This window comes from Micromonospora sp. HK10, from assembly GCF_000982955.1.
Classification (GTDB): Bacteria; Actinomycetota; Actinomycetes; order Mycobacteriales; family Micromonosporaceae; genus Micromonospora.
This window is the reverse complement of the sequence record NZ_KQ058701.1, coordinates 44,216-60,151: the sequence shown is the minus strand read 5'-3', so window position 1 is coordinate 60,151 and position 15,936 is coordinate 44,216. Positions and strand designations below refer to the sequence as shown.

At 74.7% G+C, this 15,936-nt stretch carries 12 protein-coding genes; 10 read left to right on the top strand and 2 right to left on the bottom strand.

The genetic code is table 11. From position 1 onward, the window contains the following. Window positions 1–123: 123 nt before the first annotated feature. The 8 genes from LQ51_RS05335 to LQ51_RS33715 all read left to right on the top strand — a co-directional run bounded on the left by LQ51_RS05335 (window position 124) and on the right by LQ51_RS33715 (window position 12,368). The gene (locus LQ51_RS05335; RefSeq protein WP_052744759.1) at window positions 124–2,775 is read left to right on the top strand and encodes a non-ribosomal peptide synthetase; all 2,652 of its coding nucleotides are present in this window, start codon (window positions 124–126) and stop codon (window positions 2,773–2,775) included. Continuing rightward, entirely contained in the window at window positions 2,772–6,101 is a 3,330-nt protein-coding gene (locus LQ51_RS05330; RefSeq protein WP_052744758.1) for a non-ribosomal peptide synthetase, read from the top strand. Before LQ51_RS05335 ends, LQ51_RS05330 begins: the two co-directional genes overlap by 4 nt. Beyond that, window positions 6,098–9,226, top strand: coding sequence for a type I polyketide synthase (locus tag LQ51_RS05325; protein ID WP_046563530.1), 3,129 nt, complete (start codon window positions 6,098–6,100; stop codon window positions 9,224–9,226). The genes LQ51_RS05330 and LQ51_RS05325 overlap by 4 nt, the downstream gene beginning before the upstream one ends. Further along, window positions 9,219–9,419: an MbtH family protein gene (locus tag LQ51_RS05320; RefSeq protein WP_046563529.1), complete on the top strand. Its 201-nt coding sequence runs from the start codon at window positions 9,219–9,221 to the stop codon at window positions 9,417–9,419. The genes LQ51_RS05325 and LQ51_RS05320 overlap by 8 nt, the downstream gene beginning before the upstream one ends. 159 nt (window positions 9,420–9,578) lie before the next feature. Next, window positions 9,579–10,097 (top strand): cupin domain-containing protein, encoded by a 519-nt coding sequence (locus LQ51_RS05315; RefSeq protein WP_231605401.1) that lies wholly within the window; start codon window positions 9,579–9,581, stop codon window positions 10,095–10,097. A gap of 238 nt (window positions 10,098–10,335) precedes the next feature. After that, window positions 10,336–11,547 (top strand): helix-turn-helix domain-containing protein, encoded by a 1,212-nt coding sequence (locus tag LQ51_RS05310; protein ID WP_046563527.1) that lies wholly within the window; start codon window positions 10,336–10,338, stop codon window positions 11,545–11,547. A gap of 336 nt (window positions 11,548–11,883) precedes the next feature. After that, window positions 11,884–12,063 carry a hypothetical protein gene (locus LQ51_RS31805; RefSeq protein WP_082159279.1) on the top strand — a complete coding sequence of 60 codons (180 nt, stop codon included), beginning with the start codon at window positions 11,884–11,886 and terminating at the stop codon, window positions 12,061–12,063. Further along, on the top strand, window positions 12,060–12,368 hold the full coding sequence (locus LQ51_RS33715) for a hypothetical protein (protein ID WP_082159278.1): 309 nt from the start codon (window positions 12,060–12,062) through the stop codon (window positions 12,366–12,368). The genes LQ51_RS31805 and LQ51_RS33715 overlap by 4 nt, the downstream gene beginning before the upstream one ends. 50 nt (window positions 12,369–12,418) lie before the next feature. Here the strand turns inward: LQ51_RS33715 and LQ51_RS05305 are convergent, their stop codons facing one another. Beyond that, window positions 12,419–13,303 (bottom strand): aminoglycoside phosphotransferase family protein, encoded by an 885-nt coding sequence (locus LQ51_RS05305; RefSeq protein WP_046563526.1) that lies wholly within the window; start codon window positions 13,301–13,303, stop codon window positions 12,419–12,421. A gap of 175 nt (window positions 13,304–13,478) precedes the next feature. Continuing rightward, window positions 13,479–14,303 carry a MarR family winged helix-turn-helix transcriptional regulator gene (locus LQ51_RS05300; RefSeq protein WP_046563525.1) on the bottom strand — a complete coding sequence of 275 codons (825 nt, stop codon included), beginning with the start codon at window positions 14,301–14,303 and terminating at the stop codon, window positions 13,479–13,481. Between the two features lie 385 nt (window positions 14,304–14,688). On the opposite strand from LQ51_RS05300, the gene LQ51_RS05295 reads away from it, so the two are divergent. Beyond that, window positions 14,689–15,267 (top strand): helix-turn-helix domain-containing protein, encoded by a 579-nt coding sequence (locus tag LQ51_RS05295; protein WP_046563524.1) that lies wholly within the window; start codon window positions 14,689–14,691, stop codon window positions 15,265–15,267. Window positions 15,268–15,570: 303 nt separating this feature from the next. Next, on the top strand, window positions 15,571–15,711 hold the full coding sequence (locus LQ51_RS33280) for a hypothetical protein (RefSeq protein WP_197087534.1): 141 nt from the start codon (window positions 15,571–15,573) through the stop codon (window positions 15,709–15,711). Window positions 15,712–15,936: the final 225 nt, after the last annotated feature.

Sequence of the window (15,936 nt, the reverse complement as noted above, 5' to 3'; positions counted from 1 at the left end):
CGACGCTCAGAGTTCCGTCAGGGTGGCCGAACGGCACCCGCAGTGGCCGTACAAGCAACCGGCACCCGCGCCGCGCAGAATCCCCGACGTCGCATGTCGCCTGCCGATCGGGGATGAGATCCGATGACCGAACAGCCGCAGGTCCGCGCGTTGCCGGAGCCGCCCGAGCTGCCGTACCCGCCGGCCCCGACCGGCCCCGGCGTGGCCGTCGTGGCGCTGCTGGCCGGGCCGGACGAGTCCCTGGTCGTCGCGCTGGCCGGGCTGCTCGCCCTGCTGCGCCGCCGCACCGGCCGGCGGGAGCTGCTCGCGGAGGTGCCGGCCGGCAACGGCTGGCGGCCGCTGCCGCTGCGGCTGCCCGCCGATCCGACCTGGCGCGAGCTGCGCGACCTGGTCCACGCCGCGACCGGCGACCCGGTCGCCCGGGATGCCGACGCCGGAACCGATGCCGCCGCGGCCGATTCGGCGACCGCTGCCGCGAGCGACACCGCGACGGCCGACGCCGGGACCGGCGACGCCGCGACGGCCGACGCCGGGACCGCCGATGCCGGGACCGCCGACGCCGGGACCGGCGACGCCGCGACGGCCGACGCCGGGACCGGGGACGGTCCGGCGCCGAGGGGCGCGGCGGACCGGCCGGTGGTGTCGATCGGGCCCGACCCGCTGCCCGCCGGGGCCCGGGGCGAGCTGCGGCTCAGCGTGGCCGCCGACGGGACGCTGACCGTGCGGCACCGGCACGCCGAACCGGTCGCCGCGGAGCTGGCCCTGCTCCTGGCCCGGCTGCGGGACCGCCGCGACGGGCGGCTCTCCGACCTGTCCCTGTTGGACGACGAGACCCACCGGCGCAGCGTGCTCGCGGTCAACGCCACCGACACCGGGTACCCGCGGGACCGGTCGGTGCCGGAGTTGTTCGCCGAGTGGTCCGCCCGCCGCCCGGACGCCCCGGCGCTGCGCGACGGCGACCGGGTGCTCAGCTACCGCGAGCTGGACCGGCGGTCGAACCGGCTGGCCGGGCGGCTGCGCGCCCTCGGCGTCGGCGCGGAGTCCCTGGTGGGGCTCTGTTTCGCCGACACCGCCGGCTGGGTGGTGGCCGCCCTGGCCACGCTCAAGGCCGGGGCGGCGTACCTGCCGCTGGACCCGGGCTACCCGGTCGAGCGGCTGGCGTTGATGTGCGCGGACGCCCGCCCGGCGGTGCTGCTGCACCCGGCCGCGCTGGCCGACCGGCTGCCCGCCGACGGCACCCCCCGGCTGGCCGTGGACGGCGCCACCGGCGACGGCCCGGACGCGCCGCCCCCGGTCACCGTCCACCCCGACCAGCTCGCCTACGTGATGTACACCTCCGGCTCGACCGGCCGGCCCAAGGGCACCGGGGTCAGCCACCGCAACATCGTCCGGCTGGTCCGCGACACCGACTACCTGACCGTACGCCCCGACGACGTGATGGGGCAGGCCGCGACGATGTCCTTCGACGCGGCCACCCTGGAGGTGTGGGGCGCGCTGCTCAACGGCGCCTGCCTGGCCGACCTGGACATCGACGACGTCATCGTGCCGGACCGGCTGCGCCGGCGGCTGCGCGAGCAGGGCGTGACCATGATGTTCCTGGCCACCTCGGTGGCCCGGCAGCTGGCCACCGAGGCGCCCGACGCGCTGGCCGCCCTGCGCTACCTCACCTTCGGCGGGGAGCAGGCCGACCCGACCGCCGTGCGCCGGCTGCGCGCCGCCTGCCCGGACACCACCCTGGTCAACGGGTACGGCCCGACCGAGGGCACCACCTACACCACCACGTACGACTGCGCCCGGCTCGCCGACGACGACCCGGTGGTGCCGATCGGCGGCCCGGTCGCCAACACCCGGGTGTACGTGCTCGACCACCTGTTCCAGCCGGTCCCGCCGGGAGTGCTCGGCGAGCTGTTCATCGGCGGCGACGGGGTCGCCCGCGGCTACCTCGGCCGGCCCGGGCAGACGGCGGAGACATTCCTGCCCGACCCGTTCGGGCCGCGCCCCGGCGGCCGGCTGTACCGCACCGGGGACCTGGTGCGGCAGCGCCCGGACGGGCTGATCGAGTTCGTCGGCCGGGCCGACCAGCAGGTGAAGATCCGCGGGTACCGGGTCGAGCCGGGCGAGGTGACCGCGGCGCTGCGCGGCGGCGGGCTGGTCGACGACGCGTACGTCCGGGCCGACCGGGACGGCGCCGGCGACGCCCGGCTGGTCGCGTACGTGGTGCCCGCCGCCGGGGCGGACCTGCCGGCGATCCGCGCCCGGGCCCGCGAGCAGCTCCCCGACCACCTGGTGCCGGCCGTGTTCGTGCCGCTGCCGGCGCTGCCGCTCAACCGCAACGGCAAGGTCGACGCGGCCGCGCTGCCCGACCCCGGGGCGGCCACCGGGCCGGCGTTGCCCGACCCCGGGCCGACCGCCGGGCCCGCACCGGAGGCCGTACTGACCCCGACCGAGCGGGCGGTGGCCGAGATCTGGCAGGACGTGCTCGGGGTGCCGGTGCACGGCCGCGACGACGACTTCTTCGACCTCGGTGGACGGTCGCTCAAGGCGACCCGGGTCCGGTCCCGGCTGTCGGCCGCGATCGGGGCGGAGGTGCCGCTGCGGCTGGTCTTCGACCACCCGACGGTCGCCGCGCTGGCCGCCGCGGCCGACGAGATCGCCGCCGCGGCGGGCCGGCCGGTCACCGTGGCCGGCCCGGCCGAACCGCTGCCCGACGGGCCGCCCGCGGCCGATCTGGCCGGCCTGCTCGACCAGCTCGAACACGGTGCGGGCGCGCGGTGAGCGGCCCGCTGGACCCGGACGAGCTGCGCCGCCGGGTCGACGCGCTGCCGCCCGAGCGGCGCCGGGCGTTCCTGGCCGCGGTCCGTGCCGACGGCGACCGCTACGGCGTGCACCCGCTCACCGCCGCCCAGGAGTGGATGCTGCTGCTGGCCCAGCTGCGCCCGGACAGCCCCGCCTACCACGTGCCGTACCGGGTGGACCTGCGCGGCGAGCTGGACGTGGCCGCGCTGCGCGCTGCCTTGGACCTGGTGGTGGCCCGGCACGAGGCGCTGCGTACCGTCTTCGTGCCGCTGGACGGGCAGCCACACCAGCTGGTGCTGCCGCCGGCCGGGCTGCCGGTGCCGGTGGTCGACCTCGCCCCGGACGAGCTGGACGGGTACGCCACCGCCGAGGCGGTCCGCCCGTTCGACCTGGCCCGGGGCCCGCTGGTGCGGGCCACCCTGTGCCGCACCGGCCCGGCCGACTGGACGCTGCTGCTGTCCCTGCACCACGTGGTCTGCGACGGCTGGAGCATGGGGCTGCTCTTCGACGAGCTCTCCACCGCGTACGCGGCGCTGCGCGCCGGGCAGGCCCCCGCGCTGCCGCCGGTGCCCCGGGACGTCCCGGCGGCGCTGCGCCAGGACCGGCTGCTCGACCCGGCCGAGTTGGCCCGGCGGCTGGACTGGTGGCGGGACACGCTGGCCGGCGCGCCGCCCGGGCTGGACCTGCCCACCGACCGGCCCCGCCCGGCCGAGCTGGAGGACGCCGGGCACGAGATCGAGTTCTGCTGGCCGCCCGCCCTCGCCGAGCTGGTCGCGGAGGCGGGCCGGCGCACCGGCGCCACTCCGTACATGATCTTCGCGGCCGGCTGGGCGGCGCTGCTGCACCGGCGCAGTCAGCAGGCCGACCTGCTCATCGCCACCCCGGTGGCGAACCGGCAGACCCTGGACAGCGAGACCGCCGTCGGCTTCTTCGTGAACACCCTGGTGCTGCGCAGCCGGCTCGACGCCGGGCTCACCTTCGCCGGCCTGCTCGACCAGCTCCGGGACCGGGCGCTCAGCGCGCTCACCGACCCGGTGCCGTTCGACGCCCTGGTCCAGGAGCTGCGACCCGAGCGCGACCCGGGCCGGCACCCCCTCGCCCAGGTGATGTTCGCCGTGGAGGACGGCTGGGAGGACCGGCTCGCCCTGCCCGGGCTCACCGTGCTGGCCAGCGGCGAGACGCACACCGGCACCTCCATGTTCGACCTGACGCTGACGGTCATCCCGCACGACGGGCGCATCGACGGCCGGGTCGAGTACCGCACCCGGCTCTTCGACGAGGGCACCGCCCGCGCCCTCGCCGACCAGCTCGACACCCTGCTCACCGCCGCGCTCACCGACCCGGACACCCCGGTCGACCGGCTGCCGCTGCTCGGCCCGGCCGCCGGCCGGGAGCTGGTGGACCGCTGGGCCGCCACCGCGCCCCCGGTCGACGACCGGCTCACCCTGCCCGAGCTGGTCGCCCGCCGGGCCGCCGGCGCCCCGGACGCGGTCGCGGTGGCGTACCTGGACCGGACGCTGAGCTACGCCGAGCTGGACGCGGCGGCCACCCGGCTGGCCCGCACCCTGCGCGGCCGCGGCGTACGCGACGAGCACACCGTCGGGGTCTGCCTGCCGGCCGGTCCGCAGTGGGTGGTGGCGTTCCTCGCCGTGCTCCGGGCCGGCGGGGTCTATCTGCCGCTGGATCCGCAGCTGCCGGCGGCCCGGCTGGCCCACCTGCTCGCCGACGCCGACGCGCGGCTGGTGGTCACCGCCGCCGGGGCCGTCGAGGCGCTGCCCGACGCCGACGCCCCGCTGCTGCGCCTGGACGAGCCGGCCGGGCAGGTCGTCCCGCGCGAAGGACCGGTCGCGGGCGAGCCGGCTCCGGGCACCGCCGCGCTGCCCAGCCCGCATCCGGACGCCGCCGCCTACCTCATCTACACCTCCGGCTCCACCGGCCGCCCGAAGGGCGTTGTCGGCACCCACCGAGGGCTGCGCAACCTGGCCGAGGCGCAGGCGCGACTGGTCGGCGTCCGTCCCGACGACCGGGTGCTGCAGTTCCACTCGGTCAGCTTCGACGTGTCCCTGTCCGACCTGGTCACCGCGCTCACCGCGGGCGCCACCCTGCGCCTGCTCGGCCCGGACGAGCGCACCCCCGGCCCCGACCTGGCCGCCGCGCTGGTACGGCACCGGATCACCGTCGCCGACCTGCCGCCGGTGGTCCTCGACGCGCTCGACCCGGCGGCCGTGCCGCGGCTGCGGGTGCTCACCGTCGGCGGCGAACCCTGCGCCCCGGACGTCGCCGCCGCCTGGTCGCGCGGCCGGCTGTTGATCAACGGGTACGGCCCGACCGAGGCCACCGTCACCGCCACCGCCGCCCGCTGCGGTCCGGACGACGGGGAGCTGCCGATCGGCCGGCCGCTGGCCGGGGTGCGCGGCTACGTGCTCGACGCCGAGCTGCGCCCGGTGCCGCCCGGCGTGCCGGGGGAGCTGCACCTGGCCGGCGCGGGGGTGGCCCGCGGCTACCTCGGCGACCCGGCGCTGACCGCGCAGCGGTTCCGGCCCGACCCGTACGTCCCGGGCCAGCGGATGTACGCCACCGGCGACCTGGTCCGCTGGCGTGCCGACGGGCAGCTGGTCTTCCTCGGCCGGGCCGATGACCAGGTCAAGATCAACGGGTACCGGATCGAGCTGGGCGAGGTGGAGGCGCGGCTGCGCGACTGTCCCGGGGTGCGCCGGGCCGCCGCCGTGGTCCGCACCGACAGCCCCGGCGGTCGCCGGCTGGTCGGCTACCTGGTCGGCGACGGGCTGGACGTGGAGGAGATCCGCCGGGAACTGCTCTGCCAGCTGCCCCGCTACCTGGTGCCGGCGGCGCTCGTGCCGGTGTCCGACCTGCCGATGACGGCCAGCGGCAAGCTCGATCCACGCCGGCTGCCGGCACCCGCGCCGACCCGCCCGGCCGGCGCGTACGTCGCCCCGACGGGGGAGTTGGAGCGGGCCGTCGCGGAGACCTGGCGGGAGGTGCTCGGGCTGGCCGAGGTGGGCGCGCACGACAACTTCTTCGACCTCGGCGGCACCTCGATGCTGCTGGCCCGGGTGCAGACCCGGCTGACCGAACGGCTGGGCCGGCCGGTGCCCGCCGTCGAGCTGTTCCGGCACCCGACCGTCGCGCTGCTGGCCCGCCACCTCGGCGGCGCGGACGCGACACCGGCGGACGTACCGGCCGGGGACCCGGACGCCGGCCGGCGCCGGGACGAACGCAAGCAGGCGCTGGCCGACCGGGCCCGGCGGGCCCGGCGGGTGCCGGTGGGGGAGGGACGGCCATGACCGAGCAGGAGACCGGGCTGGAGATCGCCGTCGTCGGGCTGGCCGGGCGCTTCCCCGGCGGCGGCGACGTCGACGAGCTGTGGCGGACCGTGCTGGCCGGCCGGGAGACCATCACCCGGTTCACCCCGGCGGAGCTGGCCGCGGCCGGGCTCAGCGAGGCCGACCGTGCCCACCCCGACCACGTGCCCGCGCACGGCGCACTGCCCGAGGTGGACCGCTTCGACGCCGCCTTCTTCGGCTACTCACCCCGCGACGCCCGGCTCATCGACCCGCAGCAGCGGCTCTTCCTGGAGTGCGCCTGGGCCGCGCTGGAGCGGTCCGGCCACCTGACCGGCGACCCGGACCGGCTGGTCGGCGTCTACGCCGCCTGCGCGGCCAGCGGCTATCTGCTGCACCACCTGTTCCGCAACCCGGCGCTGGACGCGGTCTCCGAGTACGAGCTGATGCTCGCCAACGACAAGGACTCGCTGCCCACCCGGGTGGCGTACCACCTGGACCTGCGGGGCCCGGCGGTGGCGGTGCAGACCGCCTGCTCCTCCTCGCTGGTCGCGGTGCACCTGGCGGTGCAGGGGCTGCTGGCCCGCGAATGCGACGTGGCGCTGGCCGGCGGCGCGCACGTCCGGCTGCCCGGCGGCACCGGCTACCGGTACGAGCCGGGCGGCATCATGTCCCGGGACGGGCACTGCCGCCCGTTCGACGCCCGCGCCACCGGCACCGTCGGCGGCGACGGCGCCGCCCTGGTCGTGCTGCGCCGGCTCGCCGACGCCCGCCGCGACGGCGACCCGATCCACGCCGTGATCCGCGGCTCGGCGGTCAACAACGACGGCCGGGTGAAGGTGGGCTTCACCGCGCCGGGCGTGGACGGGCAGGTCGCGGTGATCCGCGCCGCCCAGCAGGTCGCCGAGGTGGACCCGGCGACCATCGGGTACGTCGAGGCGCACGGCACCGGCACCGACCTGGGCGACCAGATCGAGCTGCGGGCGCTCGGCGAGGCGTTCCGCGGCGTCGCGCCCGGCCGCTGCGCGCTCGGCTCGGTCAAGTCGCTCGTCGGCCACCTCGACGTCGCCGCCGGGGTCACCGGGCTGATCAAGGCGGTGCTGGCGCTGCAGCACCGGGTGGTGCCGCCCAGCCCGTACTGCACCGAACCGCACCCGGGCCTGGCCGGCGGGCCGTTCCGGGTCAACACCGCGCCGCTGCCCTGGCCGGACCTCGGCGCGCCGCCGCGCGCGGCGGTCAGCTCCTTCGGCATCGGCGGCACCAACGCCCACGTGGTGCTGGAGGCCGCCCCGGCCGTCGCGCCGGCCGCGCCCGCACCGGAGGGGCCGCGGCTGCTCGTCCTCTCCGCCCGGGACGCCGACGCGCTGGACCGGGCCCGGACCCGGCTCGCCGCCCACCTCGCCGAGCAGCCCGACCTGCCGCTCGCTGACGTCGCGCACACCCTGCGCGGCACCCGGCGGGAGTTCCCGCACCGCCTGGTCACCGTCGCCGGCAGCGCCAAGGAGGCCGCCGCCCAGCTCGCCGACCCCGACGGCGCGCTGGTCCGCACCGGCCTGGCCGGCGAACCGGCCGGTGTCGCGCTGCTCTTCCCCGGCCAGGGGGCCCAGTACGCCGGGATGGGCGGCACCCTCTACCGCACCGAGCCGGTCTACCGGGCCGCCCTCGACCGCTGCGCCGAGCTGCTCCGGCCGCACCTCGACCGGGACCTGCGGGCGCTGCTCTGCCCGCCCGGCGACGCGCCGCCGGCCAGCGGCGAGCTGGACGAGACCCGGCTGACCCAGCCGGCCCTGTTCGCCGTCGAGTACGCCCTCGCCGAGCTGCTGCGCCACCGGGGGCTGCGACCGGCGGCGCTGGCCGGGCACAGCCTCGGCGAGTACGTGGCCGCCTGCCTGGCCGGCGTCTTCACGCTGCCCGACGCGCTCGCCACCGTCGCCGTACGCGGCCGGCTCATGCAGGCCCAGCCGGCCGGGTCGATGCTCTCCGTGGAGCTGCCCGCCGACGAGGTGGCCGCGCTGCTGCCGCCCTCGGTGTCGGTGGCCGCCGCCAACGCGCCCCGGCTCAGCACCGTCTCCGGCGAGCCGGCGGCGGTCGCCGCGCTCGCCGCCGCGCTGCGCGAGCGCGGGGTCGCCTGCCGGGAGCTGCGCACCTCACACGCCTTCCACTCGGCCCTGATGGACGGCGCGCTGCCCGCGTTCGCCGCGCACCTGCGTACCGTGCCGCTGCGGCCGCCCACCCTGCCGGTGGTGTCCAACGTGACCGGTCGCTGGCTCACCGACGCCGAGGCCACCGACCCGGACTACTGGGTGCGGCAACTGCGCCGGCCGGTGGCCTTCAGCGCCGGGGTGGAGCTGCTGCTCGCCCAGCGCTACGCCCTCGCCGAGGTCGGCCCGGGCCGCACCCTGGCCACCCTGGCCCGGCAGCACCCGGCGGCCCGGGGGAGCACGGTGGTCACCACCCTTCCGGCCGACCGTTCCCCGGCCGGGGAGGACGTCGCGGTGGCCACCGCGCTCGGCCGGCTCTGGCTGGGCGGCGTGGCGCTGGCCCCGGACGCCGCGGACGGCGGGCGTCGCCGGGTGCCGCTGCCCACGTACCCGTTCGCCCGGCAGCGGCACTGGGTGGACCCGCTGGCGAGCTCGACACCGGGCCTGCCCTCCGCGCTGGCCCAGGTCCGCGCCTCGACGGCTGGCGTGCCGGATCCGGCGGCCCCTTCGACGGCCGGCGGGGACCGCGACGACGCGTACGAGGTGGTCCGCCGCATCTGGGTGGAGCTGCTCGGGGTCGACGACGTCGGCCCGCACGACGACTTCTTCGAACTCGGCGGGCACTCGCTGCTGGGTACCCGGGTGGTGGCCCGCATCCGCGACGCGCTCGGCGTCGACCTGCCGCCGGGCGCCATCTTCGAGTCGCCCACCCCGGCGGGCCTGGCCCGGGCCGTCGCCGCGCTGGCCGCGCCGGCGGCCCACGAGCCCGCCGGCGACGCACTGGCCACGCCGGCGCCCCGCGCGCCCGCCGACGACGCGGACGACCCGCTCACCGACCTGCTCGCGGAGATCCGCGCGCTCTCCCCGGAGCGCCTGGCCCGCGAGCTGCATCTGGCCCGACACGAGGAGAGGAACGGCGATGTCTGACGAGCACCGGGTCCTGGTCAACGACGAGGAGCAGTACGCGCTCTGGCCCCGGCACAAGCAGGTCCCGGCCGGCTGGCGGGAGACGGGCTGCGCCGGCAGCCGGGAGGAGTGCCTGGCGTTCGTCGAGCGCACCTGGACCGACCTGCGCCCGCGCAGCGTACGCGAGCACCTGGCCGGAGGTGTCGCCAGCTAAACCGACGATGACCGCTTCGGACTCGGGCCGGGTGGGTTGTCGGACAGTTGGCGGGCGGCGGCCTTGGTGCACATCCGGTCGCGGGCACCGGTTTAGGCGCGGTCTCGACGGCTATGAGGGGGTACCGACTCGCAGACCCGACGATCGAGGAGAATGCCGGTGGTCAACGGTGCGATTCCAGCCGACGATCCAGCCCGTACCCTCGTCCACGCCCGGCCCGATGACCTCAACCTCCAGCACGTTGCCATCGCGGGCGGCACCTACACCATCCTGGTCACCGGGGAGCAGACCGCAGGCCGGTACTGCCTGATCGAGATGCGGGTACCGCCGGGCGGTGGACCGCCGCCGCACCGGCACGACTTCGAGGAGATGTTCACCCTGCTCGACGGGGCGGTGGAGGTCACCTTTCGGGGCGAGCGGACCACGGTGCGGGCCGGGGAGACGATCAACATCCCGGCGAACGCGCCGCACTTCTTCCGCAACTCCTTCGACCAGCCCGCACGATTGCTGTGTATGTGCACACCGGCCGGGCAGGACGAGTACTTCCTGCGCGTCGGCGACCCGGTCGACGGGCCCACGGCACCGGCGCCGGCTCTCAGCGACGAGGAGCAGACCGAACGCCGGAATCGCGCCGCCGCGCTGGCCGCCGACTACCGCACGGAGCTGCTGATCCCTTGATACGGCGACCGACGCCGACGAGCACCGTCACGGCTGAGGCTCCGAGCGGGCAGCCGCGCCGGACGCCTGCGGGACGCGACGCACCGAGCTGACGAGCGGGTGGGCCAGGCATCGTCAGGCGGATGTGGGGGGTGACGCGCGTTGGGCGAAGGGTTCTGGGCCGACAGTCAGCCCGGTAGCGTTGGTGCCACGGTGGCCGGGTGCCGATGGTGCATCCCGCGCTACGAGGAGGTTCGGGATGGATTCCTTGCCGGAGTTGACCTTCGGGCAGCGGTTGAAGGTCTACCGGGAGCGGTCCGGGAAGACTCGTGCGGTGCTCGGTGGGTTGGTGGGTCGCAGCGCCGAGTGGGTCAAGGCGGTGGAGACCGACCGGATCCTGCCGCCGCGCATTCACATGCTGGATCGCATCGCGCGTGCCCTAAAGGTCGACGTGTCCGCACTGGCCGGCGAGCTCAGCGACCGGTCCGCTGTGGTGAACGGGCCTGAGCATCCGGCGCTGGCGTCGGTGCGGGACGCCGTGAACCGTGTCGTGCTCTCCGACGAGGCTGCGGTGGAGTCGTTGACCAGCTTGCGGGAGCGGCTTGCGGTGGCGTGGCGGGCGCGCCACCAGGCGTCCGATCACCGAACGGTGCTGGGTGGGCTACTGCCGAGACTCCTGCACGACGTGCAGCGCGCCGCGCTGGTGTACGAGGGCGTTGAGCGTCGGCAGGCGCAGGCGCTGTTGGCGGAGACGTTCGGGTTGACGCAGATGTTCCTTGCGTACCAGCCGGCTGCCGAGTTGTTGTGGCGGGTAGCTGACCGGGCGATGGTGGCGGCGCAGGATTCCGGTGACCCGGAGGCGGTGGCCCTCGCGGCATGGTTCCTGTGCCAGGTGCATCGGGACGCCGGGGACTGGGACACCGCCATGGCGGTAACGCACGACGTCCTGTCGGCTCTGGAGCCGAAGGTGGCCGAAGCGGGCACGAACCTGCTGGCGTTGTGGGGTGCGCTCAACTTCGAGGCCGCGTACACCGCCGCTCGTGCGGGCGAGGAAGGCCGGGCCTGGCGGTACTGGGATCGCGCGGACCGGGTGGCGCAGCGTCTGCCGGAACGCTTCTATCAGCCGCAAACGTCGTTCTCCCGGGTCATCATGGGCGCTCATGCGGTGACCGTGGCGGTCGAGTTGCAGAAGTCCGGTGAGGCGGTACGGCAGGCACGCCGACATGATTCGGCGGCGATTCCATCGAGGCCGCGCCGGGCACGCCACCTCATCGAGGTCGCTCGGGCGCACTACGGCAAGGACGACAAGGTAGCGGCCGTGACGACCCTGCGGCAGGCATACGAGTCGGCCCCGGAGACGATCCGCTTCAACGGGTATGCCCGCCAGATCACTTTGGACCTGCTCGACGGCCCACGCTCCACCCGTGACGACGCGCGTGACCTCGCGGTCAAGGTCGGGCTGCTCTCGTGATTCAGGGGTAGGAACCTTACCCATTCCGCTCCGCGACCCACCGTAGCTTCCTGCTCACGGGATGCGGCGGGCGGTGCGGGTGTCGCCTGGTCGCCGCGTCCCCCTCAGCTTCGGGGGCAGGACGCCGCCCTCGTTCGTGAGCGAGGGAGGGTCCGTGCGGCGCGTTTCGTATGACGAATACCTTTCGGCCACCGCGCTAACTCTTGCCCGCAGGCACCGGCCGGTGTGGTCGTGGCGGCTCTGGCGGCGCATCTGCCGCTGTGGGTCCGACCTGCCCTGCCGCGCCCGGCATCGGATTCCGATCAATCGCGGCCACTGGCCGTCGGAGGGTGAGCAGTGACCAGCGAGCAGGAACAGGCGATCGTCGCGGTTCATGTACGAGGGCTCGACGGTCTGTGTGTCGGCTGCCGAGCGTGGTGGGCGCGGCTGACCCCGTACCCGTGCTGGCAGGTGAAATGGGCGACGAGTCGGCAGGCGCGGGCGATCACCGCGCGGTTCCTGGAGGGTGCGCGGTGACCACCCACGGCCCGGTCATGCCGATCTGGAGCTGCGGGGGCTGCGGCCTGCCCTGGCCCTGCCCGACTCGGAAGCGGGAGTTGCGGGCGGAGTACTCGGACGCTCCAGTGTCGCTGGCCCTCTACCTCGGAAGCTATCTCGTCCAGGCCACCGAGGACATGCCCTGGACGCCGGCCGGCGTGCTGCACCGCCGCTTCCTCGGCTGGACCAGGGAAACCGGCCAGCCCATGCCAGCAGCACAGCAGCGAAGTACAGCAACCGTGCCAGCCGAACCCGGTCGAGACCAGCCTCACCAGGCCCTCTAACCTCGCATCAAGCCTGATCCGACCGGCCCGCCGACAGTTCACACCGAAGGTCAGTCGTGGCGGTGCCGCACGATGTACCCGATGGAGCGGATCGTGTCGTCGCGGTCGTCCGCGCTGATCGAGTCCCACAGGTCGGCCAGCCAGTAGAGCGAGCCCGAGAGCATCCAGCCCCAGCCGCGCACCCAAGTCGCCTCGTCGAAGCCGAGCGCCTCCCGGTAGGCGGCCCGCGCGCGGGCGTCGAACAGGTTCCAGCCCGGCCGCACCTCGACCGCCGGATCGCCGCGGCCCAACCCGCCGAAGTCGATCACGCCGACGAGTCGGCCCCGGTCGACCAGCAGGTTGCCGGCCAGCAGGTCAGCGTGCAGCCAGACCGGCGGCCCGGGCCACTCGTCGGCCGCCATCGCCTCGTCCCAGGCCGCGGTGACCGCGCGCCCGTCGATGCGGTCGCCCAGCGCGGCGATCGACCGGCGGGTCAGCTCGTCCCGCCGCGCCAGCGGCACGCCACGCACGATGCCCTCCTTGACCGGCCCGTCCATCGGCTCGATCGCGATCATCGCGCGGACGAAGCCGGCGAGGTCGACGGCCAGGTCCGCGTGGTCCTGGCCGGCTTCCGGGTTGCGTCCGTCCAGCCACGGGACGACCGTCCACGGCCACGGGTAGTCCCCGGCCGGCTGGCCGACCGCGACGGGCACCGGCACCGGCACCGGCAGGTGCGGCGCCAGCCGGGGGAGCCAGGTCGCGTCGGTCGCCACCTGGTCGACCGCCCACGGCGCCCGGGGCAGCCGTGCGGTCAGGTCGGCGCCCAGCCGGAACAGCGCGTTGTCGGTGCCGGTCAACGGCTGCGGCACGATCGGCAGGTCCGACCAGGCGGGGAACTGGTCATCGATCAGGGCGCGGACCTGCTGGACCGTTACGACGATCTCCCCGGGGCGCATCGCGCGACGGTACGGCCGGCTCGACCAACCTGTCGATCGAATTCGGACCGGTCCCCTTCACCGAATCGGACTCGCACCGACGAGGAGAAGGCCGAACGGCAGAATCGCGCCGTCGCGCTGGCGACCGACTACCGCACGGAGCTGCTGATCCCTTGCAAGCGCCTGATGCACCCGCTCAGTCGTCGACGGCCTTTACCGCGGCGGCGATCGGCTCGAGCCCCGCGACCAGCTCGTCGAGCTCCTCGGCGGTGAGCACGTCGTACGCCGGCGCCGCCAGCTCGTCGGTGAGGGTCTCGATCCGCTCCTTGGTCTCCCGGCCGGCGTCGGTGAACCCGCCGGCGGCGCTCACGAGGCCGCGACCGCGCAGCCTCTCGATGACAGCGGTCAGCTGCGCCTTGGGCAGGTGGTGGATCCGGCCGAACTCCTCCGCCCGCATGCCGAGGGAGAGAGCGAGCAGGACGTGGGCCTCGGTGCCGCCGATGCCGTGAGCCAGGAGGGCCGCGTTGTGGCCGTCCCCGCGGTGCTCCCGCAGCAGGGTCGCCGCGTGCCAGAGCCTGGCCACCGGTTCCGTGGGCACGTCGAGCGCCCGGAGCCCGGCGTACAGCGCGCGGCCCTCGGTCGGCGCGCTGACCGCTGCCCGGGTGGCGAGGTCGGCGACCCGCACCAGATCGGGGGAGTCGGCGAGCTGCCCGATCCTCTGCCGCAGCGCGGCGGCGCTGCCCCGCTCGCGCACCGCGATCGCCTCCTGCGGGGTGGTCTTCCCCCAGACCCACGGGATGTGGCGCGCCACCTCGCCGTCGGCGAAGTTGTAGAAGACCGCGTGCACCACCTCGGCCGGCGCCAGCCCCAGCGGTGCGGCCCGGCCCGCGAAGTATCCGTCCCAGTAGTTGCGCATGCCGATGGCCAGGAACGCCTCGTTCGGCATCTCGGAGAAGGTGACGGTGGCAATCGGCTCGACGAGCTCGAACATGCGGTGGACCTTGGTCTGCGAATGTGTCATCGGTGGCAACTCCTGTGGTCGCGACAGGGCCTTCGTGGACCGCCTCTCACCGTAGCTACGCCCAACGCGGCCCGGATGCGACAACTCCGGTCGACATCGACCCAGCCACGATCAGGCGCTCTCTCCTGGCCGATGTGCCACGACCGAACCCAGAGCACATGATCTTGCAGGTGCCGAATCCCCGCCGCGACGATGTGCATCATCGCCACTGCCGCCTCGCCCTGACCACCACCGCGAGCGCCAGCGCGAGTCACGCTCATGCCGCAGACAGGGCGCTACATACAGCGATGGCGGACCCGCTGTTCGGCTTCCGCTGTGGATCCGCCGCTCCACCGATGGCTACGCTCTGGCGGTGAGTCCGGCATACCGTGCGCTGAGTCCCGCGGTGATCGAGGCGTTGACGTACTGGCCAGGAATTGTGCATCCGGTGCCGCCGACGCCGGTGGATCTCGGGGTCCTGCCGACGTGGTTCAACGAGCTGCTTGACGAGTGGCCCTGGTGGGACCGCGCCTGGCGGGTGACCCGGGTCGAGCCCGCCCATCCGTGTGAGATCGCTCGGGACGAACCGCGTGCCGTTTCGACGTTCACCGAGGTGACGGTGCCTGGCACGGTCAGCCGCGGCGCCGGGGACACGGTGCCGTTGTCCGCCCGGGTCCGGTTCAGCGACGACCTGCTGATCCGGTTCCAGGCGAAGGTGGGCGACGTCGTCATCGGACCGGCATCCGCCGCGGCGGGCGTGCCGGAGCGGCACCCTTTCGGTTCGGTGCTCGGCACGCTGATGGACCTGCGCGGGATCTCGGTCCGGGAGATGGCCGTACGGTGCGGCAGGTCGATGTCGACGATCAGCATGGTGCGCAGCGGCGGTTGGAATCCACACCGGATTCTGGTCGCGGAACTGGCCGAGGCGCTGGACATGTCCGCGGAGGATCTGTTAGCCATCGCCGGGCTTGCCGTTCATCCCTGATGCGTTGGATCGCGTCCAGTCGCGCCGAGATCCATACGTTCGGCTGTCTTGCCACGGCATCACGCTGGACCCGGCCGGCCATGTGTCGGCAGCTGACCAGGGGGCGACGGACGAGTCGACCTGTACGCCGGAGACAGTTAGTGTCTGCTGCCGTGGAGTTCGCTGCGGGAATCCCCAGTCGGTGGATCGTGACCCTGCGGTCTGGTGGCGTCATGGAGCTGGCGGCTGACGCGTACAGCGAGGAGGACGGGCAACTTCTCTTCAACGTGTTGGTCGAGGCATGACGCTGATGAGCAGGATCAGATGGTGATCGACTGGCGGACACCGAACAACGCACGGCGCCTCGGCATCGTGGTGGCCAAGGTGCCGGCAGCCGAAGTCGCTGACCTCTACACCGCTCCGTTATGGTTCGACGATGCCAGCGGTGTCCACACGACCACCTGACCGATGGGCCAGCGTGCGGCTGCCCACAGCAACGATGACAGCAACCGGCGCGGACGGAGCCGCCCTCTCCCGACCGGTGCCGGACGGTTGCCCGAGGCAGGGGACACGGACGGACCCGGCCGGACGGAGCGCCCAGAACTTACAAGCGAGGGGTCATCGGCTCGCTGGCTAACAGGGGTACCGTCGACGTCGGTGTCTAGTTGTGTCGCGGTCGGGTGAGTCCGC

What these genes read in the sequence shown, in the direction of transcription:
- LQ51_RS33280 (WP_197087534.1), top strand. Translation starts at nt 15,571, where the DNA reads ATGGTGATCGACTGGCGGACACCGAACAACGCACGGCGCCTCGGCATC.
- LQ51_RS05310 (WP_046563527.1), top strand. Translation starts at nt 10,336, where the DNA reads ATGGATTCCTTGCCGGAGTTGACCTTCGGGCAGCGGTTGAAGGTCTAC.
- LQ51_RS05320 (WP_046563529.1), top strand. Translation starts at nt 9,219, where the DNA reads ATGTCTGACGAGCACCGGGTCCTGGTCAACGACGAGGAGCAGTACGCG.
- LQ51_RS05335 (WP_052744759.1), top strand. Translation starts at nt 124, where the DNA reads ATGACCGAACAGCCGCAGGTCCGCGCGTTGCCGGAGCCGCCCGAGCTG.
- LQ51_RS05325 (WP_046563530.1), top strand. Translation starts at nt 6,098, where the DNA reads ATGACCGAGCAGGAGACCGGGCTGGAGATCGCCGTCGTCGGGCTGGCC.
- LQ51_RS05305 (WP_046563526.1), bottom strand. Translation starts at nt 13,303, where the DNA reads ATGCGCCCCGGGGAGATCGTCGTAACGGTCCAGCAGGTCCGCGCCCTG.
- LQ51_RS05300 (WP_046563525.1), bottom strand. Translation starts at nt 14,303, where the DNA reads ATGACACATTCGCAGACCAAGGTCCACCGCATGTTCGAGCTCGTCGAG.